This is a genomic window from Thalassomonas sp. RHCl1, from assembly GCF_947387555.1.
Taxonomy (GTDB): Bacteria; Pseudomonadota; Gammaproteobacteria; order Enterobacterales; family Alteromonadaceae; genus Thalassomonas.
This window is the reverse complement of the sequence record NZ_CANDNZ010000009.1, coordinates 1-24,628: the sequence shown is the minus strand read 5'-3', so window position 1 is coordinate 24,628 and position 24,628 is coordinate 1. Positions and strand designations below refer to the sequence as shown.

22 protein-coding genes are annotated in these 24,628 nt (G+C 46.7%); 14 read left to right on the top strand and 8 right to left on the bottom strand.

Translation table 11 applies throughout. From position 1 onward, the window contains the following. Window positions 1-170: 170 nt before the first annotated feature. The gene (locus QL234_RS21950) at window positions 171-938 is read right to left on the bottom strand and encodes a DUF4097 family beta strand repeat-containing protein (protein WP_281559910.1); all 768 of its coding nucleotides are present in this window, start codon (window positions 936-938) and stop codon (window positions 171-173) included. Window positions 939-1,088: 150 nt separating this feature from the next. On the opposite strand from QL234_RS21950, the gene QL234_RS21945 reads away from it, so the two are divergent. The 4 genes from QL234_RS21945 to QL234_RS21930 all read left to right on the top strand — a co-directional run bounded on the left by QL234_RS21945 (window position 1,089) and on the right by QL234_RS21930 (window position 5,652). After that, complete coding sequence (locus tag QL234_RS21945) at window positions 1,089-2,381, top strand: CinA family nicotinamide mononucleotide deamidase-related protein (RefSeq protein ID WP_281559909.1); 1,293 nt, start codon at window positions 1,089-1,091, stop codon at window positions 2,379-2,381. A gap of 334 nt (window positions 2,382-2,715) precedes the next feature. Then, window positions 2,716-3,042 (top strand): hypothetical protein, encoded by a 327-nt coding sequence (locus QL234_RS21940; protein WP_044832967.1) that lies wholly within the window; start codon window positions 2,716-2,718, stop codon window positions 3,040-3,042. Window positions 3,043-3,097: 55 nt separating this feature from the next. Then, window positions 3,098-4,786, top strand: coding sequence for a FapA family protein (locus tag QL234_RS21935; RefSeq protein ID WP_281559908.1), 1,689 nt, complete (start codon window positions 3,098-3,100; stop codon window positions 4,784-4,786). A 41-nt stretch (window positions 4,787-4,827) separates the two neighbouring features. After that, complete coding sequence (locus QL234_RS21930; RefSeq protein WP_281559907.1) at window positions 4,828-5,652, top strand: DUF2884 family protein; 825 nt, start codon at window positions 4,828-4,830, stop codon at window positions 5,650-5,652. 118 nt (window positions 5,653-5,770) lie between these two features. Here QL234_RS21930 and QL234_RS21925 read toward each other — a convergent pair whose 3' ends face one another. Together QL234_RS21925 and QL234_RS21920 are read right to left on the bottom strand one after the other, a co-directional pair. After that, entirely contained in the window at window positions 5,771-6,940 is a 1,170-nt protein-coding gene (locus tag QL234_RS21925; RefSeq protein ID WP_281559906.1) for a DUF3103 family protein, read from the bottom strand. A 507-nt stretch (window positions 6,941-7,447) separates the two neighbouring features. Then, window positions 7,448-9,097: an electron transfer flavoprotein-ubiquinone oxidoreductase gene (locus QL234_RS21920; RefSeq protein WP_281559905.1), complete on the bottom strand. Its 1,650-nt coding sequence runs from the start codon at window positions 9,095-9,097 to the stop codon at window positions 7,448-7,450. A gap of 295 nt (window positions 9,098-9,392) precedes the next feature. Between QL234_RS21920 and QL234_RS21915 the strand changes: the two genes are divergently transcribed. The 6 genes from QL234_RS21915 to QL234_RS21890 all read left to right on the top strand — a co-directional run bounded on the left by QL234_RS21915 (window position 9,393) and on the right by QL234_RS21890 (window position 14,573). Beyond that, window positions 9,393-10,145: an electron transfer flavoprotein subunit beta/FixA family protein gene (locus tag QL234_RS21915; RefSeq protein ID WP_281560133.1), complete on the top strand. Its 753-nt coding sequence runs from the start codon at window positions 9,393-9,395 to the stop codon at window positions 10,143-10,145. Continuing rightward, the gene (locus tag QL234_RS21910; RefSeq protein WP_281559904.1) at window positions 10,142-11,068 is read left to right on the top strand and encodes an FAD-binding protein; all 927 of its coding nucleotides are present in this window, start codon (window positions 10,142-10,144) and stop codon (window positions 11,066-11,068) included. Before QL234_RS21915 ends, QL234_RS21910 begins: the two co-directional genes overlap by 4 nt. Before the next feature lie 469 nt (window positions 11,069-11,537). Beyond that, the gene (locus QL234_RS21905) at window positions 11,538-12,032 is read left to right on the top strand and encodes a carboxypeptidase-like regulatory domain-containing protein (RefSeq protein WP_281559903.1); all 495 of its coding nucleotides are present in this window, start codon (window positions 11,538-11,540) and stop codon (window positions 12,030-12,032) included. Window positions 12,033-12,074: 42 nt separating this feature from the next. After that, entirely contained in the window at window positions 12,075-13,229 is a 1,155-nt protein-coding gene (locus tag QL234_RS21900; protein ID WP_281559902.1) for a lipase family protein, read from the top strand. A 177-nt stretch (window positions 13,230-13,406) separates the two neighbouring features. Further along, window positions 13,407-13,733, top strand: coding sequence for a stress response translation initiation inhibitor YciH (locus QL234_RS21895; RefSeq protein WP_281559901.1), 327 nt, complete (start codon window positions 13,407-13,409; stop codon window positions 13,731-13,733). Window positions 13,734-13,775: 42 nt separating this feature from the next. Then, a complete protein-coding gene (locus QL234_RS21890; RefSeq protein WP_281559900.1) occupies window positions 13,776-14,573 on the top strand; it encodes a response regulator in 798 nt (265 codons plus the stop codon). An 18-nt stretch (window positions 14,574-14,591) separates the two neighbouring features. Here QL234_RS21890 and QL234_RS21885 read toward each other — a convergent pair whose 3' ends face one another. Next, a complete protein-coding gene (locus QL234_RS21885) occupies window positions 14,592-15,350 on the bottom strand; it encodes an AraC family transcriptional regulator (RefSeq protein ID WP_281559899.1) in 759 nt (252 codons plus the stop codon). Window positions 15,351-15,560: 210 nt separating this feature from the next. On the opposite strand from QL234_RS21885, the gene QL234_RS21880 reads away from it, so the two are divergent. From QL234_RS21880 to QL234_RS21870, 3 genes are read left to right on the top strand one after another with little or no spacing between them, the layout of a single operon-like run. Continuing rightward, entirely contained in the window at window positions 15,561-16,772 is a 1,212-nt protein-coding gene (locus QL234_RS21880; protein ID WP_281559898.1) for a Gfo/Idh/MocA family oxidoreductase, read from the top strand. Next, a complete protein-coding gene (locus tag QL234_RS21875) occupies window positions 16,765-17,817 on the top strand; it encodes a sugar phosphate isomerase/epimerase (protein WP_281559897.1) in 1,053 nt (350 codons plus the stop codon). The genes QL234_RS21880 and QL234_RS21875 overlap by 8 nt, the downstream gene beginning before the upstream one ends. 41 nt (window positions 17,818-17,858) lie before the next feature. Further along, the gene (locus tag QL234_RS21870; protein ID WP_281559896.1) at window positions 17,859-19,088 is read left to right on the top strand and encodes an MFS transporter; all 1,230 of its coding nucleotides are present in this window, start codon (window positions 17,859-17,861) and stop codon (window positions 19,086-19,088) included. A gap of 91 nt (window positions 19,089-19,179) precedes the next feature. Here QL234_RS21870 and QL234_RS21865 read toward each other — a convergent pair whose 3' ends face one another. Then, window positions 19,180-20,715 carry a sigma 54-interacting transcriptional regulator gene (locus tag QL234_RS21865; RefSeq protein WP_281559895.1) on the bottom strand — a complete coding sequence of 512 codons (1,536 nt, stop codon included), beginning with the start codon at window positions 20,713-20,715 and terminating at the stop codon, window positions 19,180-19,182. 310 nt (window positions 20,716-21,025) lie between these two features. Between QL234_RS21865 and megL the strand changes: the two genes are divergently transcribed. Beyond that, entirely contained in the window at window positions 21,026-22,237 is a 1,212-nt protein-coding gene (gene megL / locus QL234_RS21860) for a methionine gamma-lyase (protein WP_281559894.1), read from the top strand. Window positions 22,238-22,259: 22 nt separating this feature from the next. On the opposite strand, the gene QL234_RS21855 is transcribed toward megL, so the two are convergent. From QL234_RS21855 to QL234_RS21845, 3 genes are all read right to left on the bottom strand, one after another. Beyond that, complete coding sequence (locus QL234_RS21855) at window positions 22,260-22,685, bottom strand: HIT domain-containing protein (RefSeq protein ID WP_281559893.1); 426 nt, start codon at window positions 22,683-22,685, stop codon at window positions 22,260-22,262. A gap of 77 nt (window positions 22,686-22,762) precedes the next feature. Further along, complete coding sequence (gene ylqF, locus QL234_RS21850; RefSeq protein ID WP_281559892.1) at window positions 22,763-23,695, bottom strand: ribosome biogenesis GTPase YlqF; 933 nt, start codon at window positions 23,693-23,695, stop codon at window positions 22,763-22,765. A 174-nt stretch (window positions 23,696-23,869) separates the two neighbouring features. Continuing rightward, entirely contained in the window at window positions 23,870-24,142 is a 273-nt protein-coding gene (locus QL234_RS21845) for a SymE family type I addiction module toxin (protein WP_281559891.1), read from the bottom strand. Between the last annotated feature and the right edge of the window lie 486 nt (window positions 24,143-24,628).

The window sequence follows — 24,628 nt, the reverse complement described above, 5'->3', positions numbered from 1 at the left end:
TGCCTGTTTGCTCGTTATAATAATAAATGCCGCTATTATATCCATATCCCAAACAAGCGCCATACATCTTGCTTTAAGATAACGCGGTGCAACCGTCTCCAGGGACGCGATAAAACCATAAAAAAGGGAGTGCCAACCGACACTCCCCTGTTATTGATATGCACAGAGAATTATTTTTTCATCACCTTGATGCTGCCGTTGACACTATCAAGGGAAATACGCGCATCGCCTGTGCCGATATCGCCGCGCATATTACGCCCGGCAAACAAGTTTTTATCCACCTTCAAACCAAAATCATTTTTAATGCTGCCATGCATGGTTTCGGCCTCGACCGCGGCACTGATATTTTCCGGCAAGCGCAGCTTGATACTGCCGTTAACCGTTTCTATTTTTATCTGCTCCAGATCTTTCGCCACTTGCTGGTAATTCACCTTGATACTGCCATTAACCGAGCTGATATCAACATCAGCGCTTAAACCCGAAGCTTTTATCGAACCATTGACCAGTTCGGCATTCACTTCTCCCAGAACATTTTCTATCGTCAAAGAACCGTTGACCAACTCAATTTTCGCCAAATCTACGTCCTCAGGCACCATGATGCGGTAATCCACCGAGCCGGAATTGTGATTGTTGCCCCAGCTTGATGTTTTTTCGTAGCGGGTTTCAACACTTACCCCGCGGTCATTTTGACTCATATCGATGGAGATACGATCTCTGTCGTCCTGATCATCAGCTTCTATGATGGCAGTCACCTGGATCACCTTTTCCTGCCAGCTTTGAATATCTACGCTGCCGTTGACATTTTCCAGACGAAAACTGCTGTTATCGCTGACAGTAAAAGACTTATTGATCTCATCGACAACATCGGCGTTCACCTGCCATGTCATCAGAGCGGCAAAGCTGGCAACAAAAAGTGGTTTGCTGATAAGGTTATTCATAGTATTTCCCTGGCTTTTATAAAATATTTATCCAGTTAGATGTAAGGGGGATTAAAAAAGGTTTAAATCAGTTTAAAATAATTTTTCGACCGATAAAATGCCAGACAAAGCACCATCGCCTTTTCTCTTGATTAAAACAATGGACAGACAATGAAACAAATTAAAGTTCAACTGTTGCTCACCGGTAACGAATTATTAAACGGGGATGTTGTCGATACCAACTCCGCCATGATCGCCCGGGAATTGGCGGAAACAGGCATAGAGATCAAACGTAAAGTCACCGTCAGTGATGACTTATCCCTGCTCACAGCAGAAATCAATCAAATGAGCACAACAGCGGATGTGTTGATCATTAATGGCGGTTTAGGACCAACCACAGACGATTTTACCGCACAGGCACTGGCACAGGCGATGAATGTGCCGTTAGCGCAACATCAGCAGGCCTATCAGCATCTGGTATCCTGGTGCCAGCAAAGAGATACCCTACTGAACCCGGCCAATTTAAAGCAGGCATTATTACCCGAAGGCTGTGACATTATTGCCAACCGCATCGGCAGCGCCGTCGGTTTTAAAATCAGCCACAACGGCTGTGAAATCTATTGCACCCCGGGAGTACCTGCTGAGCTGAAAGTTATGTTAGAGGAACAAGTTCTCCCGGATTTTGCTGAAAAGACAACCGGCCAAAATAAAACACAGATCACTAAATTTCAGATCTTTGGCCTCGGCGAGTCTAAACTGCAGCAACTTATCCACGACGAACTTGCCGCCTGGCCCGACAATGTTGAACTGGGCTTTAGGGCCGGCGATCCCTTACTGGAGCTGAAGTTAACCACCCGTTCATCCACCGCCGATGCTGAAAAAGCACAATGCATAGCAAAGCTTAAGGCCTTATTAGGGCATCATATTGTCGCAGAAATTGATGGTCCGCCAAAAAGTTTGGCACAGCACGTCCTTGATAGCTTAATCGAAAAAGGACAAACCCTTACCACGGCAGAGTCTTGTACCGGTGGCCTGATCGCCAGCTTACTCACACAAATCCCCGGCTCTTCCCAAGCCTTTGAAGCCGGCTTTGTGACTTACTCCAACGACATGAAAAGCCAAATGCTGGGAGTAGATCCCCAAATTTTGGCAAACCACGGCGCCGTTAGCCGGGAAACTATACTGGCCATGGCCGAAGGTGCGCTGGAGCAGTCGGCGGCAGACTATGTGATCGCGGTTTCCGGGGTTGCAGGTCCGGGAGGCGGCAGCAAAGAAAAGCCGGTCGGCACAGTCTGGATCGCCTGGGGAAGCAAAACCGAGCTTAACTGCCATTGCTTTTTAATCCCCGGCACCCGGCTTGCTTTTCAGCGTTATGTTGCAGCCATTGGCCTGGATTTGATCAGACGATCGCTCAATGATTGCGATGATCCAGCTAATTACTTGATTGAAAGGAGTTTTAAATAAAAAAACTAAAAAAGTTCAGCTAATATTATAAATCAAAGAATCTGATGTGAAGCTGTTATATCATCCCGGGTATAATGCTTCACAAATCAAATTATTATATCTGTATAAGATGATTGAACAGATCCAGAATTAAGATTAATATTTACACATTAATTACAGAGTAAAAGCTTTATCTGATAGCAAACTGGCGAGCTTGCTTTACTTGGGCCCGGTATTAGGGTAATAATTCGAGGGATAAGAGTTCGAAAGGTTAAAGCATAAGAAGTAGTTCGCTGGCACGTATTATTATGCAGTTAAGCGTCAGCCAGGCAAACAGTATAACTAGGGGAATATTTTGATTGATAAAAATTTCATCACCAGTGGTCGCAACACCTTAATTCATAAAATTAGAAAGTTTGACTTATTAATAGTCAATGGTGACCATGAGGTTGTGATTGTCAGCCACAGAGGCATAGGCATCTACAAAGGCCCGGTACCGGGTAAACGCTCTGAAGCGAAAAAAGCCTACCAGGAAGTGATTGACCTGGCTTCTATCGAAGTCTTTGGGGAAGAAAAAACCTTGGTGTTCGTTCAGGCGTTGGACAATAAAGAATATAAAATCGATTATTCTAAAGCCGGTACTAAGAACTTCATCCGTATTCATCAGGACAACTATATTTAACCACTAATACTAATGCCAATAATAACAATAAAAAGTAGTTTCGGAGTTTAACCCCATGAGCAAGGCCAGTTTAGTCAGCAACGCCAAAGAGAATATCGACCTGGTATTAGAACCGGTCAAAGGTGGGGATGCAATTACCGAAGCCGGCATATTAGAATTAATCGCCGCCTCGCAGTACACAGATCTTCATGTACAAAAAGCCAACATTAAAAATGCCGTTGCCGAGCTCAACGATGTTTTAAAGCCTTTACAGGCGGGAAAAACCGGCAGAGAAATCCGTTATCAAATCCTGGAGCGGCGCGACGCCAGCGTCACCATCTCATTAGACAGTGACGCCATGACGGCCACCGCCGAAATCACTACCGCCCTCGGCGGTAAACACCTGTCAGCCAAAGCCATCCTTAATGCCGCACAAGAGTCCGGCGTGAAAAAAGGTTTTATCAAGGAAGAACTGGTTGCTCTGGCTCAAAGAGCCGCCAAAGAGCCGGCTGGCACTGTGGTCTCCAACGAGATAGCCCTCGGGAAATTGCCGATCGACGGGCAGGACGCCAGAATCAAACACCTGGTACAAAGTGCCCAGGCCCGTATTTTAAAACCAAAAAAACGCGAAGACGGCAGCGTCGACATGCGGGATTTAGGGGATATTATTTGTGTTAAAGTCGGGGATCCCCTGGTGCAAAAAGTCCCCTTATCGCAAGGAAAACGCGGTTATAAAGTCACCGCCGAGCCGCTAGAGCCGACTCCGGGTAATGATATTGAAATGAAGTGCGGCGAAGGCACTGAGTTGAGCCCTAAAAACGGCAATATCCTGATCTCCAAGAAAGTCGGCCTGCCCAAGGTGATTGAAAACGGCATGGAGGTTGATGAAGTCTATAAAATTAAAAATGTCGATGTCAGCACCGGCCATATCATTTTTGAAGGCAGTGTCATTATCGACGGCGATGTCAGTGAAGGCATGAAGGTCTCGGCGACCGGCGATATCACCATCGGCGGCTTTGTCGAGTCGGCTATTTTAAAAGCCGGCGGCGACATCACCATTTCCGGCGGTATCATAGGCCGCAAACAGGACCTGGAAACCCGGCAGGTGACCGAAGTACAAATGAGTGTCAATATCAATGCCAAGGGGAATATTTACGCCAAGCACTGCCAATATGCGGAAATCTACTGCGATGGCGATGTCCGCATTGAAAATCAACTGATGCATTCCATTGTCGATATCGGCGGTAAACTCTGGGTCGGCAATGAAGAAAAAGCCGACGGTAAGTTAATCGGCGGCTTCATTAAGGCCGTGAGCTCAGTACACGCAGGCATAGTCGGTGCTACCGCCGGCAGTAATACCCTGGTCCATTTCGAAAGAAAACTTGACACATTAAGAGAGCAGCTTGATGATGTTGAAACCCGTTTAAAAAATGATTCAGATAAAACCAATGAATTAAAGTCTGCCACCACGAAATTAAAAGCCTTGCCCAAAGATAAGGCCAACCCTGAGATGTTGAGCAAGGTTGTCGCTACTTATCAGTTCCATGCCAAGCGTATGGGAGAACTGCTGCAGGAAAAGCAAACCTTAGAGCAAACAATTCAGGACTATATGGGCAAGGTTTATGTCGAAGCCACCGAAAAACTTTTTCATGGTGTGGAACTGACCATAGGTGATTTCAGCGACCGCAGCAAACGGGAATACGGTCCAAGTAAGATGTTGTTTAAAGATAGAAAAATTCATATAGAGCCGATTGTACATAGTTAACAACCGACTCGCTGACATAAACAATCAACAGGCAAGATAAAATGAAGTGCCTTACCTTTGGCTTTATCCTTAGCGCTTTCTCATGTGCCGCGGCGAATGCCGCGCCATGTAATATCAATATTAACCATGGTATCGTGATCAACCCCAAACATATCCGCGTGCTTGATCATGACCGCACCATTTTACAAATCAATACTCCCCGGCAACTTTTTATCGGCGGCCGGGAAATCCAGCTGACCGAAGAGCAGCAAGCCCTGCTCGGGCAATATAGCTCAGGGATCCGCAAGCAAGTCCCGGAAATTGTCTCCATTGCCATCAACGGCCTGGAGCTGGGGCTTAAAGCGGTCAATAAAGTCATCGCCGGCTTAACCGGGGAAAACAGCGCCGCCCACCAAAAAATTCAGAAAAAGTTCAGGGAAGTCGAGATACGCCTGCATAAAAGATTTAACCACAGCGAGCAAAATTATTTTATTGCCCCGCAAGACTTCGACAATTTTGACGATTTATTTACCGGCGATTTTGAAGTTGAACTCGAACAAGTCATTTCCGCATCGGTAGGTAACCTGTTAAACCAGGTCGAACGGGTGATCAACAGTAAGGATGAAGGGCTTCCCGGCGCAAGCAATAACGGCAAAAGCGAGCAAAGGCCGACCTCAAGTTCAGAACTTAAAATAACAAGCCTGGACAAGCATCTGGCCCCCTTTTCTCAAGAGCTTAAACAGGAAATGGGCCATCATGCCAGCATCTTGGATGAAAAGACCGCACAATTTTGCCAGGGGTTGATCAAGCTGAATAAAATAGAGCAGGAGCTGAAACAGCAAATCCCCCAGCTTAGCCAGTTTGCCCTTATCGATACAAAAAGCTGATAGCCAAGACCGCTACGGACCTGTCAGCAAACTCCTTCAAAAACTCTCATTAAAAACCCGCTGTTATCAAACGACAACAGCGGGTTCAACAAATAAAGCTATTCGTTAAGCCGTAGGATTAACGTGACGGTATTGTCAGTGGCTCAAAAGTCGTCTTGGCATTACCGCCGGCGCCCATATGATCATTATAAGTACGGCCTTCAAACAAGGTGTAGTAGACATCAACATAGTCATCATCATTGGTGAACCAGGCATCCGGCATAGCGCTGATGATACCGTTGGTGATCTGAGGAATAATGGCATATCCCTGAACCGCAGGATCCGGGATTAAGCGCATAATCGCCGTTGCCGCTTCTAATAAGGCTGTAGCCAGCTCTTTATAGTTAGTACCGTCATCATGCTCCATCAGGATCATATCCGCGGCACTCCAGCGATATCTGTCCCAATAAATAGCAATCTGGTTCGGGGAGTAAGTGGTGCCGTCATTATCCAGATAAGGCATATCGACGATGTCCAGGTAAGGCTCGTCTCTTGACGGATCTACGCCATTGACTATGCCATAAATTTCAGCATCACCTGAAATCCAGGGCTCCTGGTCATCATTTAAGCGGATATGCTTGATCACTGTAGTCGACAAACTGTCTTCGTCGGCCATGATGCTGGCGTTGGCCGATACCGAGCGTAATGCTGATTTACTCACCTGGCCCTCACCGGCAAATACCGAACGCATCACCTGCAGACCTTCTTTTAATGAACGCTGTCCGTCGACACCAACAACAAATACCGGACGCTCAGGCATCTCATAGGCATCTAACAGCTCGATATTGCCGTCAACATCATAAGCTTCAATATAATCCCATTGGCTGTCATTGCCTTCGGGGGCAAAAGCAAATAACGGAGATTCACCCGCCTGCCAAGCAGCCAGCATAGATTCATGTGCCAGGCGCAATTCAACCAGAGACTCAGTGACCGATTCCAGGCCTTTCGCCGACTTAATGGATAAATCAGCCTGTTGTAACTGCTTGGTATCCATAACATTGGCATTAAGCAGGTTATCAACATTGACTTTCAGGTTGTATTGAGTGATTTCACTGTGCAGCAAGGATGAAATCTTGCTGTACTGGCGGCTAATATCCTGTGCCATCAAACGTTTGCTTGTGGTTAAATTCGCCTTGGCTTTTACCTGTGATGAAACCGGCTTAGCTTCTGCTGGAGTGATAGTGCTGGCCTGTCCGGCAAATGCCGTCATTGATAGCAATAACATTAAAGATGTGGGTAGTTTTTTCATTTTTCTCTTATCCTTTTAGAGTATTACTTCAAGATATCCTTGAATCTGCATATCATCACAGCAGGTCCGATTTGTAAACAAGCCGTAACTAAAGTTGTCGCTTTTTTCTCCTAAAATGTCGTTTTTTTTCGATTAAGTTCGCAAAAAAGGCTGAAATTTGACGCTATATGATGAAAATATCAGCAAACGTGTTGACTGGTTAACCAGAGGGAGTAGCTTTATAAATACAAGTTGATAACATTTTTCAGAAAAGAAAAGTATCATTTCGTCATGCAAATGACTGTGGCATCATCACCGGACAACTCAGAGAAAACATGTTGAATTATTCCTGTATAACCCTGCTTTCCTCTTCCATATCATCGCAGGAGTGCTTACAGGATGTAAGCATTTAGCTTACGCAGGGAGCCCTTCCTACCTCAAAGGCAGGCTGAAATACATCCCTGTATAAAAAAAGCTCCTGATGGTATCTCAGGAGCTTTTTGTTTAATGGGCTGTTTAGCTACAGAATTACATATTCGGGTAATTCGGTCCGCCGGTACCTTCAGGTGTTACCCAGGTAATATTCTGGCTGGGATCTTTAATATCGCAGGTCTTACAGTGGATACAGTTTTGAGCATTGATAATAAACTTATCGCCCTCTTCTGTTTTCTCCACTTCATACACACCGGCAGGACAATAAAGCTGCGCCGGCTCGCCATATTTCTCAAGGTTCACCTTGATAGGAATATCTTTATCCGCCAGTTTCAAGTGACAAGGCTGCTCTTCTTCATGGTTGGTATTGGATAAAAATACCGAAGAAAGTTTATCAAAGCTGAGCTTGTTATCCGGTTTCGGATAATTAATCACCGGCGTTTCAGAGGCCAGTTTTAACTGGTCATGATCCTGCGACTCATCCTTGAAGTTAACCGGCAACTTACCATTGAAGAAGTTCTGATCTACGGTATTGAATACCCCGCCCCAGAACGTACCGAACTTATGCATCGCCGGGCCGAAGTTACGCGTGCTGTATAACTCTTCATATACCCAGGAATTTTTAAAGCTCTCTTCATAGGCAACCAGATCTTTACCGCCTTCATCACCGCCGGCCAGGGCGGCAAAGATGGTTTCCGCTGCAATCATGCCGGATTTCATCGCGGTATGGTTACCTTTGATCTTGGCAAAGTTCAGGGTACCGGCATCACAGCCGACCAAAACCGCACCCGGCATGGTCATTTTCACCAGAGAATTTAAACCGCCTTTGGCAATGGCGCGGGCGCCGTAAGAGACACGCTTGCCCCCTTCCAGGTACTGGCTGATTTTCGGGTGATGCTTATAACGCTGGAATTCATCAAACGGACTTAAATGCGGGTTGCTGTAATTTAAGTCGATAATAATGCCGACAAATACCTGGTTGTTTTCTGCATGGTAAAGGTAACCGCCACCGCCGGTTTCTTTATCCAGCGGCCAGCCTGCCGTATGTACCACTAAGCCCGGCTGATGTTTTTCCGGGTCGATATCCCAGATTTCCTTAAAGCCGATCCCGTAATGCTGGGGAGACTTGCCGTCGCCGAGGTTAAACTTAGCGGTAAGCTCTTTACCTAAATGGCCGCGACAACCTTCGGCAAAGACCGTGTATTTTGCCTTAAGCTCCATACCCGGCATAAACGAATCTTTCGGGTTACCGTCAACATCTAAGCCCATATCGCCGGTGATCACACCGCCGACACTGCCGTCGTCGTTATACAAAACTTCCTGGGCCGGGAAGCCGGGGAAAATTTCAACGCCCAATTGTTCTGCCTGCTCTGCCAACCAGCGGCAGATATTACCCATGCTGACAATATAGTTGCCGTCATTATGCATGGTTTTAGGCGGCGCAAAGCCCGGCAGCTTGATGCCATTGCTTTCGCTGTTGAGAAGATAAATGTCATCTCCGGTGACCGGGGTATTGAGCGGCGCACCTTTTTCTTTCCAGTCAGGGAAAAGCTCATCCATAGCACGGGGTTCGAATACGGCACCTGAGAGAATATGTGCGCCAACTTCTGAGCCTTTCTCAACCACGCAGATCATTAACTCTTGTTCTTTTTCTTGTGCCATTTGTGCTAAACGGCATGCCGTCGCTAACCCTGACGGGCCTGCACCTACGATGACAACGTCAAATTCCATCGATTCGCGTTCCATTATATCCCCCCTTTTTTCTGATTTTTGTTTATCCGGTATACAAATTCAAACGCTTGTTTGATAATATGCCTCATTATATAGATATTTTACGCTGAAATACTATCCCGATGCAGAGAAATTATCTGCAATTGTTGTTTTCGCTCAACACGAGTGAAAGTTTTCACCAAGATTACGTTGACGTACACGTAATCAGTGAGTAGTCTTTCGAGCTATTACTCAAATTATATAAGTTGAAATTTGGCAATTCGCCTCAATTTTAACAGTTAAAAACCAACAAGCACAATCAGAGGCTATGATGAAAGTATTAGTACCGATCAAACGTGTCATTGACTATAACGTCAAGGTTCGCGTTAAATCAGACAATTCAAATGTTGATCTCGCTAATGTAAAAATGGCGATCAACCCGTTTTGTGAAATTGCCGTAGAAGAAGCCGTTCGCTTAAAAGAAGCCGGTGTTGCCACAGAGATCGTGGCCGTCACTATCGGTGACAAGTCCAGCCAGGAGCAGCTGCGTACCGCATTAGCCCTGGGTGCCGACCGCGCCATTCAAATCGAAACCGACCAGCAACTTGACTCGTTAAATGTTGCCAAACTGCTGCAAAAAGTGGTTGAAGAAGAAGCACCACAGCTGGTGATCTTAGGTAAGCAGGCTATCGACAGCGATAACAACCAAACCGGTCAAATGCTGGCAGCATTAACCGGCATGCCTCAAGGTACTTTTGCCTCTGAAGTGAAAGTTGACGGCGATAAAGTCAACGTAACCCGTGAAATTGACGGCGGTCTGCAAACCGTAGCCCTAAACCTGCCGGCGATTGTCACTACCGACCTGCGCTTAAACGAACCTCGTTACGCTTCACTGCCTAACATCATGAAAGCCAAACGTAAGCCACTGGATGTTAAATCTGCCGCCGACTTTGGTATCGATTTAAGCCCGCGCACCAACTTACTGAAAGTAACGCCTCCGGCCGAGCGCCAAGCGGGTATCGTGGTTGAAAGCGTAGATGAGTTAGTTGAAAAGTTAAAAAATGAAGCCAAGGTGATCTCATGAGTATTTTAGTATTTGCCGAACACGACAATCAAACATTAAAAGCCGAGACTCTGAAAACGGTTGCCGCCGCTCAAGCCATGGGTGGCGATATCCACCTGTTAGTTGCCGGTAGCAACTGTCAGGGCGTTGCTGAAGAAGCCGCCAAGGTAAACGGTGTTGCTAAAGTATTAGTGGCCGATAACGCCGCTTACGAGCACCAACTGGCAGAAAACGTCAGCTTACTGGTAACAGAATTGGCTGCCGATTATGACCATATCGTTGCCACTGCGCTAACCACAGGCAAAAACTTTATGCCACGTGTTGCTGCGCTGTTAGACGTTACGCAAATCTCTGACATTATCGCCGTAGAAAGCGCCGATACTTTTGTTCGTCCTATTTATGCCGGTAACGCAATTGCCACGGTACAAAGCCTGGACAGCAAAAAAGTGATCACAGTACGTGCCACAGGTTTTGACGCAGTAGCGACCGACGGCAATGCCGAAATCGTTGCTTTAGATAAGGCAACCGACGCCGGTACTTCAAGCCATGTCAGCGATGAATTAACCGTTTCCGAGCGCCCTGACTTAGGTGCTGCCAGTGTGGTTATTTCAGGTGGCCGTGGTATGCAAAACGGCGACAACTTCAAATTACTTGAAGGTATTGCCGACAAGCTGGGCGCCGCTATCGGTGCATCACGTGCCGCAGTTGATGCCGGTTTCGTACCAAACGACATGCAAGTTGGTCAAACAGGTAAAATCGTTGCCCCTGACCTTTACATCGCCGTAGGTATCAGTGGTGCCATCCAGCATCTAGCCGGTATGAAAGACTCTAAAGTTATCGTAGCGATTAACAAAGACCCAGAAGCACCTATCTTCCAGGTAGCCGATTACGGTTTAGTAGCTGATTTATTCGAAACTTTACCTGAGCTGGAAGGCAAACTGTAAGTTTAGCTTTTCTCTCAAGTAAAAAAGCCACCCTCGCGGTGGCTTTTCTTTTACCTATGTAACTTTATGCTTTTAAAAGCTTGCTGATTTCAAAAAGCAAAAATAGGGTAATTTCCTCAAGTGTATGTCACTGATAGCAGAGAGATTCTAACTAACTTTGTGGCTGTTTGACAAAGGTTGTAGTATTACAAGCACTGAGGCTCAACGGCAATCAAACACATAATCATTCGGCAACTTTTATCTATAATTCATTGATAAAATAGATCTGCCTGCCCATACTCTTTTTATTTAAGGCACACTAACATCAATTAGGAAATTACTTTGTTCAGGATGAACAACTTCCCAACATTAAAAAACTTCTTACAGATAAGATTTCAAGAGCTTATCTGCATTATGCTGTATTATTTAATACTACTTTTTTATAGAGCCCAAAGCCATGTTCGGTCTATTTAAGCGATACGAGGTGGAAATGTCTCCTCAGGTACGCGGCCGAGTTACTGATAAAGGCCAGGCAGTGGCAGGAGTACGGGTAACTCGTAAACTTATTTATGAAGGCTACGAAAAAGGCAAAGAACAGACAGAATACGCAATAACCGATACTGATGGCAGATTTTCATTTGAGAGGAAAGTTATTAAATCACGGATGCCTGGTGATATCTTCGGCCAGAATATGCCGGTTTTACAATCCATTTATATTGAAAAAAATATAAAGGATATTCAGGGTGACGACTATTATTTTCTCTGGTCAACCAGTAAGAGCTGGGACCCAATCCAACCACTCTCTGATTTGTTACTACAGCTCAATGCCGACTTACAAAATAAAAAAGTAAAACATCTTATTGATGCCACAGATTATGGCGGCCTGCCACGGCAGGTCGTAGGTTCCATATGCCATTGGCAGGGAGAGCTGATCTCAACCTATTATAATAATGAACTGATTACTTCTTATGATGAAATAACCTGATGTGCGCTTAAGCAAAAGATAACACTATTTTAAGGATGAAATATGGCCACCATCTCCCCACGCGTAGCATCAAATATTGCCGCTGCCGCTTATGATATTAAAGGGCCAGTTCCTGAAGGAATAGCATTGGAGCTTGACCCTGAAACCGAAAAACATTTCAAATTCAACTTATCAAAACACGTTTATACCGGCACTTCGGGTGGTTTTTTCTGTCGCCAAGCAACCGGCTTTGTCTTAATAGGCCAAGGCCATAGTGTGCAGCATAGCAATGATCATATTATTGCCATTCGCGGCACTGATTCCTTAGCCGACACTCTCACAGATATCACCTGCCATAGCACTAATAGTGATACCGGAGCTTCTGTACATACCGGTTTTCAAAGTTCATTTGCATCTTTTAGAGCAAGCTTATATACCTATTTTAGCCAGCCAGGAATTATTAATGGCAATAGTATTATCCATTGCGTGGGCCACAGCCTGGGAGGTGCGCTGGCTGCCTTAACCGCAGATTGGCTTAAGGCTGAATTTAAAAATACCATCTACTTGTATACCTTTGGCGCTCCTCGTGTAGGCAAGAAAAATTTCGCCATTCACCACAGTGCACGAATAGATAAAATGTTTCGCTGTGTACATGGGGCAGATCCTGTACCTAAAATGCCTGTATGGCCCTTTTATCACGCCCCAATTAACGGCCAGGAATATATACTTTCCCGCGCTCAGGGCATAGATACCAGCGCACATTCTATGAAAAAAGGGCCTGCATATATTAAAACAGCAAATCATAGTGACTGGGAAAGTTTACACTGTCAGACGGCAAGCTCGGTAAGTCAACGTGTAGTGTTAAACTACCGAAATCGCACTGAGACCACCTATTCAACCTTTTGGGCAGATAAAATTGCTGCCGCTCTAATGACACTCATGATAGATGGCGGCGCTGCAACCACAATAGCTTCTTTGCAAGTTATGGGAACATCCATAGGCACTGTCTACGACATTATGGCTAAAACTCTAGTGAATATAGGAAAAATCGTAGGCCTTGAAGAACAACTAAAAGCCGTATTAGGCTACATGCTGGTTTTTGCCGGTAAAGGGGCTTATGTACCAATTGAATTTACCTATAAATTTATCCGCTGGGTATTTGACGTCACTATCGGGCGGTTACAAAAAGCCGCTAAACAGGCACTAAAGCAAGCTTAAGCTTCATTATGCAAGCTCCCAACTTTAGAGGAGCTAACTCCAGAAAAGTGCAATTAGCTACTACTGCCGCTATTTTCACTGGTGCTCTGGTTTCAGCTAATAAAATTCCATTGACAAAAAGCATAAAATAACGCATTTTTGCCGCATTCAATCCCCCGCTAACACAGGTTAGACATCATGAACAACGACAACTCAACCCTGGTTTATTCCACCGATTCAGGTCGCATCAAGGAACAAAAGCAAAGCAAAGCAGTCACACCATCAGACGGCACCGCAAAAGTACGCCGTGAAACCAAAGGCCGTAAAGGCAAAGGCGTAGTCACCATCACAGGTCTTGGCCTGGATGAAAAAGGTCTAAAAGATCTTGCCAGCAAAATCAAAAAAACCTGCGGCTGCGGTGGCAGTGTCGTTGGTGATGTGATTGAAGTCCAGGGGGACAAACGCGATGCCATCAAGCAGGTATTGGAAAAAAATGGCTATAAAGTTAAATTTATTGGTGGTTAACGGCATTTTTGCTACTCTCTTGGTATAACAAAGGAATAACCAATGCAATCAATTACTTCAAAAGAGCTGTCTATCCTGTTGGTGGAACCGTCGGATACCCAGCGAAAAATTATTATCAATGAATTGCAGCAGCAAGGGGTCAATGAAATATCTTCGGCGAAATCCGTCGAAGAGGCCATGGCGATCATGCAACGCCACCCCCATGACTTAATCGCCAGCGCCATGTATTTCGAGCAGGGTACGGCATTAGACTTACTGCGCCAAATCAGGGCTGATGATAAGTTTACCGATACTGCCTTTATGCTGGTCACGAGTGAGCACAAACGCGAACACCTGGAAGAGTTTAAACAGTCCGGCGTGGTTGCCCTGCTGCCAAAACCTTTTACCCGCGACCATCTGACCTCCGCCATTAACAATACCCTGGATTTATTGTCGGTGGATGAACTCGAGCTGGACTACTTTGATGTCCACGAGATCCGGGTGTTGCTGGTGGATGACAGCCGCCTGGCACGCAATCATATCAAACGGGTATTGAATAATTTAGGCCTGAAAAAAGTCACCGAAGCCGTCGACGGCAGTCATGCAATTAAATTGCTTGAAGATCATATGTTTGATCTCGTGGTCACCGACTTTAATATGCCCGAAGTGGACGGGCGAGAGCTGACCCGCTATATCCGCGAACAAAGCCAGCAATCCCATCTGCCTGTGGTGATGGTCACCAGTGAAAGTCAAATGGCGCATTTGGCCAATATTGAGCAGGACGGCGTCAATGCCTTGTGCGACAAACCGTTTGAACCCCAATACGTCAAAAAGCTGTTATACGGCTTATTGGAGCACTAGCGGTCAATCCATGACGGGTTATTGAGCTTTCCGGCAATGGCTTTTTCTAAACTCGGAAGGCAGCTGCGTAAACAGCCGGTAAAACTGCCGGCTGAAATAACTGGGATCACTAAAACCACTTTCGCTGGCAACTGTCGCGATAGGTAAAGCCGTTTCCACCAGTAAACGCCGGGCATTTTCCAGACGCACCTCATTAATAAATTGTTTCGGCGTCTTTTTCAGGTATTTCTTAAAGCGCCTTTCCAGCGCACTGACCGATAAATGGCTTGCCCGTGCCAGCTCCTTAAGGGTAACAGGCCGCATATAATGTTTGCGGATGTAGTCTACCGGCACCTTTAACGCTTCCATGGAAGAGATAGCAATCGAGGTTTTTTCCAGATGGCGAGAAATGCCATAAGAGCCTATCACCTGACCCTTGTCATTATAAAGTGGACGCTTAGAGGTTATAAACCAGGAAATGTCACCCGTGCTTTCACTGTTCATTTCCAGGCGGTTGGTCACTACTTCCCCCTGCATCACTTTTTGATCATCCACCACAAACTGCCGGGCAATATGAGGAGGTGAAAAATCATAATCACTACAGCCAAGCGCCTGGGATAAACCGTCCAGCCCTTGGTATTCGAGGAAATACTGATTGGCGTAGCGGATACAACCCTCTGCGTCTTTCAGCCAAAACAGCATATCCGGCATCAGGTCAAACATCTCTATGACTTGGCTAACCGATAACTGTTGGAGAAAGTCATCCCCGCCCTGTGCTTTAACACCTTTCGTTGTCATACGTGATACCCGATTAGAAATTATTGTCTCAGTTATTAGCTTAACTATTGCCTGAGTCCCCTGATGATAAAACAGACAACGCCGATTTTGTCGTATAGAAAACCGATTTCATCTTAACACTAATTCGTCAGCGCTTTTATCATAAATAAAACGCTTTTTACCGAATAACCTTTCCCGGTAAAAGGTAAAACCATAACAGGTGACGACGAGATGCGAAAAATCAGAATGGGTATGGTCGGCGGCGGCCAAGGTGCCTTTATCGGGGCGATACACAGGATAGCCGCGCAAATGGACAATGAAATAGAATTGGTGTGCGGCGCTTTCAGCTCAGATGCCAATCGCTCGCTTGAATCCGGCAAAGCCCTGTATCTGGACCCGGAGCGCTGCTACAGCAGTTACCAGCAAATGTTTACCCGGGAACAGCAACTGCCCGCAGACAAACGCATGGATATGGTAGTTATAGTGACGCCGAATCATTTGCATTTCCCCGTGGCCAAACTGGCACTGGAATCTGGCTTTCACGTAATGTCGGATAAACCCGCAACCTTAACCTTAAAAGAAGCGCTTGAACTCGAAGCTATCGTCAAGCAATCATCACGACTCTACGGCCTGAGCCATACCTATACCGGCTATCCCATGGTGAAAGAGGCCAAAAGCCGGGTAGCTGCGGGGGCTCTTGGCAAAATTAAAAAAGTGGTAGTGGAATATCCCCAAGGCTGGCTGGCATCCAAAGACGATGAACAAAGTAAGCAGGCAGCCTGGCGTTTAGATCCTGCCCGGTCGGGGATCAGCTGCTGCATGGGGGATATCGGCGTACATGCCGCCAACCTGGCAGAATATATTACCGGGCTGGAAATCACGGCGTTATGTGCCAGCTTAACCACCAATGTACCAGACAGAATGTTAGACGATGACGGCACTGTGCTGCTGCGTTTTAATAATGACGCCCATGGTGTCTTGCTCGCCAGCCAGGTATGTGTCGGTGAAGAAAACAACCTCAGGATCCGCGTCTATGGCGAACACGCCAGCCTGGACTGGTCGCAACTCGAACCTAACAGCTTATTGATGAAATTTCCCAACCAGGCAAGCCAACTCATCCGTAGCGGGGTAGGTGATCTGGCCCCAGCTACGACCGCAATCCTGCGTACCCCGGCGGGACATCCGGAAGGATATTTAGAAGCCTTCGCCAACCTCTACCGCGGATTTGCTAGCCAAGTAAGAGCGCGCCTGAATGGCGATAGCGAAAATCCCCAGGCAACAGAAAGTCACCTGGATGTACCCGGGATCTATCAAGCGGTGCGTGGCATGGCTTTTATTGAAAATGTTGTCGCCGCCAGCCAATCGGATCTGAAATGGCACCCATTTTCCTTATTACCGAATGAAGAACTATCTACTCCCCCTCAAGGAGACAAACATGCATAAAATCAAAGGACCGGCAATATTCCTGGCCCAATTCCTCAGCGAGCAACCTCCTTTTAACAGCTTGGCTGGTATCTGCCGCTGGGCAGCCGAATTAGGTTATCAGGGGATCCAGCTGCCGACCTCAGACAGCAAAATATTTGATCTTGAGCGTGCGGTAAGCAGCCAGGACTATTGCGATCAGGTTTTACAAACCGTTGACGAGTTTGGCCTTAAGATCACCGAACTCTCCACTCATTTGCAGGGACAACTGGTGGCGGTTCATCCAACTTATGACAAAATGTTTGACGGCTTCGCCCCACAAGCTTATCGAAACAACCCAAGCGCCAGAGCCGAATGGGCCACACAACAATTAAAAGATGCCGCCAAGGCCAGTGCCCGCTTGGGCCTGAAAACCCACGCCACCTTCTCCGGCGCCCTGCTGTGGCCGACCCTCTACCCCTGGCCGCAACGCCCGCCGGGACTAGTTGAAATGGGCTTTGCCGAGCTGGCAAAACGCTGGTTGCCGATTTTAGATGCTTTTGACCAGGCCGGTGTTGATGTTTGTTATGAGCTACATCCGGGGGAAGATTTGCATGACGGTGTTACCTTTGAACGCTTCCTGGAGGCCACCGGGCATCACCCCAGGGTCAATATTCTCTATGATCCCAGCCATTTCCTGTTGCAACAGCTCGATTACTTAGCCTTTATCGACATATACCACAGCCGCATCAAGGCATTTCATGTTAAAGACGCTGAATTCAATGCCACCGGACGCGCCGGTGTTTATGGCGGCTATTTGCCCTGGCAGGAGCGCCCCGGACGTTTCCGCTCCCTCGGTGACGGTCAGATAGATTTCAAAGGGATTTTCAGCAAACTAACCCAATACGGCTTTGACGGCTGGGCGGTACTGGAATGGGAGTGCTGCATTAAACATCCGGAAGATGGCGCCCGTGAAGGGGCAAAATTTATCCGCGAGCATTTGATCAATCCGACACAAACCGCCTTCGATGATTTTGCCGCGGTTGATAACGACGAGCAGTTAAATAAAAGCCTGCTTGGTTTATAACCCCCCCTTTAAAACAACAAATAACAATAAAGGAGAGCCAGATGTCAGAAACGAGCAAACAAACTTCAAGGCTATTTACCGCCAGCTGTATTGCCCTTATGGTCACCGCCATGACCTTTGCCATCCGCGCCGGCATTTTAACCCAGCTTGGCCAGGATTTCAGTTTGTCCGACGCAGAACTTGGCTGGGTCAATTCCATGGCCTTTTTAGGATTCCCGCTGGCCACCCTGATAGGCGGTGTTATTTACAATACCATAGGTGCGAAAAAATTACTTATCGCCGCCTTTATCTGCCACTTGCTTGGCTTAGTCCTCACCATCAATGCCACCGGGTTCTGGAGCCTGCTAATTTCAACCTTTTTCATCGGCTTTGCCAATGGCGCGGTGGAAGCAGGTTGTAATCCGCTGATCACAGCCCTTTACCCGGACAACAAAACGACCATGCTGAACCGTTTTCATGTCTGGTTTCCCGGCGGCATTGTCATCGGCGCCTTGATTTCCAAGCTGATGACAGATATGGGACTGAACTGGCAGCTGCAAATAGCCGTCATGCTGCTGCCCGCCCTGATTTATGGCTTGTTGGTGATCAAACAGGAGTTTCCGCCGCTGGACCGGGCCACAACTTCAACCTTGGCTAATATCAAAGCACTGGCTTCGCCCTTGTTTTTGTTTATGCTCATTTGTATGACCTTAACCGCCACCACGGAATTAGGCACCCAACAATGGATAGAAAGAATGCTCGGCGCTTCCGGTGCCTCCCCTATGTTGATCATGGCCTTGATCACCGGATTAATGGCTTTTGGCCGCTACTTTGCCGGCCCCTTGATCCACAGGCTTAATCCCGCCGGGGTACTGCTGGCTTCGGCAATACTTGCCACCACAGGCATTTATGCCATGAGCCTGGCCAGTGGCTGGACGGTTTATCCCGCCGCGATATTATTTGCCCTGGGTGTCACTTACTTCTGGCCCACTATGTTAGGTTTTGTCGCCGAGAATAACCCGAAAACCGGGGCTATAGGCTTATCTGTGATCGGCGGCATGGGGATGTTTGCCGTCAGCATGTGGAATCCGGTGATCGGCAGCTGGATAGACGATGCCAGGAACCAGGCACTGGCCACTCAAGCTTCAGCAACACAAGCTGAGCTAGTGGCAGGACAAACGGTATTATCCAACCTGACGCTGTTTCCCTTAACCCTGATTGTGGCCTTTAGCCTGTTATACTGCTACCAGGCTTTTAAAAAGCCCCAACCTTCTGCCGCTATCCCCAGCTAAGAGGTAAATATTACCAGGAAAATAAAAGGGCGGAGCTAAGTGCTGCGCCCTTCTTTTCTGCAACTTAACCACCCTTCCCCATGCAAACTCGCTAATCCAGACCATGTTCACGCAATTTCATGGCAATTTTATTGTGGGAAACATTCAATCGTTTCGCCAGCTTACGCGTAGTCGGATATAAAGGATACAGCTGAGTTAACAGCCCATGCTCAAACGCCGCCTGGGCGCTTTTCCAATCCCGGGTATCAGAATAATCTTTAACCGCTTGAGCTTGCTGATCAGAGGATTGCGCCAACAGATCCGCCAAATCTTCCTGCTCGATTATGGCTTTGGTATTAAGAGCCACCAGGCGAAACAGAACGTTTTGCAACTGGCGGATATTACCCGGCCAGTGATAATGCTGCAAAATCGCCATGGCCTGTTCACTGATATCCGGCACCTGCTGATTTACCTGCGCGGCGGCATTGCCAATAAAATGGCGTGTTAACAGGACAATATCCTCTTTCCTGTCTCTTAACGCCGGTAGCTCAAGACTAAGGACATTAAGGCGATAATAAAGATCTTCCCGGAACAATTGCTTGGCCGATAAAGCCACCAGGTTTTGATGGCTGGCGCTGATAATACGGACATTGGCGCTAAGCTCGGTAGTGCCGCCGAGACGACGATAGCGAAAATCCTGTAAAAAACGTAATAATTTCGCCTGCAGATAAATGGACATTTCCGCGATTTCATCGAGAAAAACGGTACCGCCATTCGCCAGTTCGAATAAGCCCGGTTTACCCCCTTTTTGTGCACCGGTAAAAGCACCACCGGCATAACCGAATAACTCACTTTCCAGCAAGTGCTCAGGTAAAGCGGCACAGTTAATGGCAAGAAACGGCGCTTTTGCCCGGTTACTGGCATTATGAATGGCACGGGCTATCAGTTCCTTGCCGGTGCCGGTTTCACCGCTGATCAATACCGGTAACTCTAAATCGGCAAAACGTAAGGTTTGCTCGATCAAGAGTTTCATTTTCGCCGACTGGCCAATAACATTTTCTATTCCCTGGTCATTACGCGTTTGCATCAGGGAGATTTGCCGCCCCAGGGTATTCATGCTGCGCAATACAATCACGGCGCCGGTTACCTTGGCTTCTGCTTCAGCATCGGCAATTACCGGGCTAATGTCGGCAATATAAGATGTTCCGGCAAAATTGATCTCTGTGGTAATGGCTTTATCGCTGGCCAAAATCTTGTGATCCAGCTCGATGTAAGAGGTGATGTCCTGCCCTTCAAGTTTATCCGCCTTATTGCCGATCAGCTTCTTTGCCGCCTGATTTATCGCTAAAATAATCCCCTGCTCGTCAATATCGATAATGGGATCCGGGATGCGGTTAAGCAGGGTTTGCAGATGGTTCTCCCTGCGCTCAGAGGGTAATAAGTCAATTTCCCGGCACTGCAAAATACCTTCAACCTTGGCCAGTGAGGAGCGGATTTTGTCGAGGGAGACATCATCCGGTTCAATATGTACATAGGTAAAACAGGTCGCAACTTCTATTGCTCTGAGGTTCCATAACTGCTGTGAAAAAACCGACAGAATTTCCTGACTGATACCGATACGATCCGCTGACTTTATTTCCAATCTCATCAGGAGCTTTCCTTATTCTTCAATAATCAGTAATGCATGTAATATTAATAGTACAACGTAATAAATATATTACAAAGCAAACTTAGCTATTTTATATGGCTTAAAGGCGACTTTTATCGCTTGCTACCAATGCAGCAAGCCGTTTTGTAATATTTTTAGTACAAAATTAACTGACCACAGAGAAAGGCAACCATAAACCATTGATTTTATTTAAATTTAACCAGATGGCCATTAACTTGCATTAGCAGGGTAATTATTTCTATGCACAAAAACAAAAATCAAGATCAGTGCACAACTTCAGGAAGTTTTCATGACCACAAGTAAACATGTTGAAACCCAGGCCATTCATTCAGGACGCATTAATGACGAGCAATTCGGCTCACTGGCAACACCTTTATACCAGACCTCTACTTTTATCTTTGATGATGCCAAACAAGGCGCTGACCGCTTTGCCGGCGAAGCCGAAGGTTATATTTACAGCCGTTTAGGCAACCCTACCACCAGACAATTAGAAATGCGGGTAGCGGCAATGGAAGGCATGGAAGATGCTGCCGCTACGGCAACCGGAATGGGTGCGGTATCCGGCGCCCTGTTGGCCAATTTACAATGCGGCGATCATATCATTTCTTCCAAGGCCGTTTATGGTTGCTCCTATGCCTTGATGAGCCATATGCTGACCAAGTTTGGTATCGAGGTCACCTTTGTCGATATGACAGAGCCAGAGAACATCGAAAACGCCATTCAGGAAAATACCAAGGTTATCTTCCTGGAAACACCGATCAACCCGAATATGGTGGTATTGGACTTAGCCGCCATTGCCGCTATCGCCAAAAAGCACGACATTATTTCCATTGCCGACAATACCTTCTTAACCCCGGTACTGCAGCAACCGGGTCAGTTCGGCATCGATATTGTGGTTCACAGTGCCACTAAATACCTGAATGGTCACGGCGATGTTGTTGCCGGTATCATCTGCGGCAGCAGTGAGATGATCATGAACATCAAGATGACGGCCTTAAAAGACATAGGGGCTACCATCAGCCCGCATGACGCCTGGTTAATCTTACGTGGTTTAAAAACCTTGCCGATCCGTGTCGAGCGTCACTGTGAGAATGCCCAGAAAGTCGCTGAATTTTTAGAAGCTCATGAGAATATTGCCCAGGTATACTACCCCGGCCTGAAAAACCATCCCGGCAATAAGTTTATCGGCTCGCAAATGAAAGCTGCCGGTGGCGTAATTGCCTTTGAGATCAAGAGTGACCTTAAAGGCGGAGAAGCTTTTATTAACCGTATGAAGCTGTTTTCTATCGCGGTAAGCTTAGGCGATGCCGAATCACTGATACAGCATCCTGCCTCTATGACCCATTCTCCTTACACCCAGGAAGAAAGGTTGGAAGCGGGTATCAGCGACACCCTGATCCGCATCTCGGTCGGTTTGGAGCACAGCGACGACTTAATCGCCGATCTGAAACAGTCATTAGAGCAAATCAACAACCAGGATAAACACCAGGACGTTGCTTAGACCTTAAGACTGCTACATTAAGTTAGCCAAGCAAGATGCTGGCTAACTTAGGCAGCAAATTCGCTTTTAGGGCTTCCAGCTCTTCACTGCTATACGGGGCCGCAGCATGCTGGCCCCAAACAGGTTTAGGCCAGCTGATATCCGTTTTAAAGCGCACCACATGATGGAGATGCAGCTGGGCGACCACATTGCCCAGGGCGGCGACATTCATTTTATCCCCACCAAACTCCTGCACTAAGAATTCACTTAACAGGCTGGACTCATTAAGCAGCTGCTGCTGATCTTCCCACTCAAGCTGGAATATCTCGGTAATCCCCTCAACTCTCGGCACCAGAATAAACCAGGGATAATTACTGTCATTGGCTAACAGTAGCTTACATAAAGGAAAGTCCATCAACTCAACACTGTCGTTGGCCAGCTGAGGATCCAGGTTAAAATTATCTGACATCTCGCACACCTTCTCTGTTTATGGCTGCTAACATTTCGCTATTGGTATTTTAGTCTTCGTTCTTTACTAATAATAACCTAGCGCTTATTCTTACGACCGCGACCACGCGCTGCCTTTTTAGCTTCCCGCGCAGCAATTTTTTCTTCTTGCAATTGGGCGAAATGCACCTGCTCTTTCTCGATCATTTCCGGGGTTTCAAAAGTCAGCCCCCCCAGGGTTTTATCCCGAATTTCATTAATCAATATAGTTGAGGCTTTATGAAAATCGACATGACCGCCACTTCTGACACAACCACGGCGTTTACCCAGCGCTTCGATCAGTTCAACTTCCTGCTCAGGCAACTCATCCAGCTTATAACGCTCAGTAAGACGCTCAGGATAAGCCTGTAGCAGATATTCGGCAGCAAAGCAGGCGATATCATCATGTTCAAAAGCAGTGTCTTTAACAGCGCCTGAGACCGCCAGGCGATAACCACTGTTTTCATTAACTATTTTTGGCCACAACATGCCCGGAGTATCTAACAGGTAAAGCCCGTCTTCAAGGCGGATACGCTGCTGTCCTTTAGTAACTGCCGGTTCATTACCAACTTTCGCTTTGGCTTTGCCGACAAGGGTATTGATCAGGGTGGATTTCCCGACATTGGGTATGCCCATGATCACAGCATTGATCTGTTTACCGGCTTCGTCCTTATTAGGTACCAGCTTGCGTATTATCCCCGGGATAGTTTTCGCTATCGCCGGGTTATCCGTGGTTAAGGCGATCGCTTTTACATTATGCTGCGATTCCAGATAAGTCAGCCACAACGCCGTTAATTTCGGATCTGCCAGGTCGCTTTTATTGAGGATTTTAATCAGCGGCTTATCGCCACGGATCTCAGTGATCATCGGATTTTCACTGCTAAAAGGCAGCCGGGCATCACAAACTTCAATCACCACATCAATCGTCGGTAGGATTTCTTTTATTTCTTTTTGGGCCTTGTGCATATGCCCGGGAAACCAGTTAATTGCCATGAAGTTACTTTATTGAAAAGAATAAGGGGGATTTTAACAATTTAACCGCAAAGATGCAGGATTAAATGTTATTTCTGATGCAGAGCAAACAAGTAGTAAGCAATTACGCTAATGACTGTACAGCAACTGCTGCACCGATTATAAGGTGCAGCAGCCAGACTTGCCTATGATGAGTTAACAACCCGGCAAAGTCTTACTCGGTATTATCACCAATTGCTCCTTGTTAATGGTCACGGTAACCTTCTCCCCAATAACGAATCCAGCTTCCTTAAACCACTTTCCCCGCAGGACAAGACAAGGTTCAAGGTTAACCGGCACATAGTTAATACCAATGCCCCTTGGCCTTACCGGCGTTTCACAGGTGGTTTCCAGTACGGTGAGTTGACGTGAGGTGGGATATTTTCCTTTTGCCGAGCTAAGCTCTGGCGTATGATAATATTCAGCCATGACGGACTCCTATAAGTTCGTTTTGGTTAGCGACCCCTTAGTGCTCGTACACTTAGGGGTTGCGACTTGTGCTACAACTGATGTTACTCTGCTTGCTGTAGGCACTATTAATCAAAGGCTAATTTACTGGTTAAAGCAACAGTGAATTGGCCTTTTTTTCTGAGGTTTTTGGGGATATGGACAGCACTCTTTACACCTGAATATATCGCCTTGTCGTTAACACATCCTCATTCATTTAGCGCGGTCGCAGTAGCAGAACCGCTATCAACTTTGGCATACATTAATGGTGTAGGAATAAGCCCAGATAGATATAGAAGAGTTAAGCAATACAGAAAAGAGAATGCCGCATTGCCTTTATAAAAATTTATGAGCAGAAAACAAAAAGCCCGACTCTTTCGAATCGGGCTTCTCTAAATAGGAGTCTAGCAATGTCCTACTCTCACATGGGACCTCCCACACTACCATCGGCGCTAACGCGTTTCACTT

Excerpts from the sequence above, each read along its gene's own strand:
- QL234_RS21895 (WP_281559901.1), top strand. The coding sequence starts at position 13,407 with ATGAACAACGACAACTCAACCCTGGTTTATTCCACCGATTCAGGTCGC.
- QL234_RS21915 (WP_281560133.1), top strand. The coding sequence starts at position 9,393 with ATGAAAGTATTAGTACCGATCAAACGTGTCATTGACTATAACGTCAAG.
- QL234_RS21865 (WP_281559895.1), bottom strand. The coding sequence starts at position 20,715 with ATGAGATTGGAAATAAAGTCAGCGGATCGTATCGGTATCAGTCAGGAA.
- QL234_RS21885 (WP_281559899.1), bottom strand. The coding sequence starts at position 15,350 with ATGACAACGAAAGGTGTTAAAGCACAGGGCGGGGATGACTTTCTCCAA.
- QL234_RS21930 (WP_281559907.1), top strand. The coding sequence starts at position 4,828 with ATGAAGTGCCTTACCTTTGGCTTTATCCTTAGCGCTTTCTCATGTGCC.
- QL234_RS21905 (WP_281559903.1), top strand. The coding sequence starts at position 11,538 with ATGTCTCCTCAGGTACGCGGCCGAGTTACTGATAAAGGCCAGGCAGTG.
- QL234_RS21910 (WP_281559904.1), top strand. The coding sequence starts at position 10,142 with ATGAGTATTTTAGTATTTGCCGAACACGACAATCAAACATTAAAAGCC.
- QL234_RS21890 (WP_281559900.1), top strand. The coding sequence starts at position 13,776 with ATGCAATCAATTACTTCAAAAGAGCTGTCTATCCTGTTGGTGGAACCG.
- QL234_RS21920 (WP_281559905.1), bottom strand. The coding sequence starts at position 9,097 with ATGGAACGCGAATCGATGGAATTTGACGTTGTCATCGTAGGTGCAGGC.
- QL234_RS21880 (WP_281559898.1), top strand. The coding sequence starts at position 15,561 with ATGCGAAAAATCAGAATGGGTATGGTCGGCGGCGGCCAAGGTGCCTTT.
- QL234_RS21945 (WP_281559909.1), top strand. The coding sequence starts at position 1,089 with ATGAAACAAATTAAAGTTCAACTGTTGCTCACCGGTAACGAATTATTA.
- megL (WP_281559894.1), top strand. The coding sequence starts at position 21,026 with ATGACCACAAGTAAACATGTTGAAACCCAGGCCATTCATTCAGGACGC.
- QL234_RS21925 (WP_281559906.1), bottom strand. The coding sequence starts at position 6,940 with ATGAAAAAACTACCCACATCTTTAATGTTATTGCTATCAATGACGGCA.
- QL234_RS21855 (WP_281559893.1), bottom strand. The coding sequence starts at position 22,685 with ATGTCAGATAATTTTAACCTGGATCCTCAGCTGGCCAACGACAGTGTT.
- QL234_RS21900 (WP_281559902.1), top strand. The coding sequence starts at position 12,075 with ATGGCCACCATCTCCCCACGCGTAGCATCAAATATTGCCGCTGCCGCT.
- QL234_RS21845 (WP_281559891.1), bottom strand. The coding sequence starts at position 24,142 with ATGGCTGAATATTATCATACGCCAGAGCTTAGCTCGGCAAAAGGAAAA.
- QL234_RS21870 (WP_281559896.1), top strand. The coding sequence starts at position 17,859 with ATGTCAGAAACGAGCAAACAAACTTCAAGGCTATTTACCGCCAGCTGT.
- QL234_RS21935 (WP_281559908.1), top strand. The coding sequence starts at position 3,098 with ATGAGCAAGGCCAGTTTAGTCAGCAACGCCAAAGAGAATATCGACCTG.
- QL234_RS21950 (WP_281559910.1), bottom strand. The coding sequence starts at position 938 with ATGAATAACCTTATCAGCAAACCACTTTTTGTTGCCAGCTTTGCCGCT.
- QL234_RS21875 (WP_281559897.1), top strand. The coding sequence starts at position 16,765 with ATGCATAAAATCAAAGGACCGGCAATATTCCTGGCCCAATTCCTCAGC.
- ylqF (WP_281559892.1), bottom strand. The coding sequence starts at position 23,695 with ATGGCAATTAACTGGTTTCCCGGGCATATGCACAAGGCCCAAAAAGAA.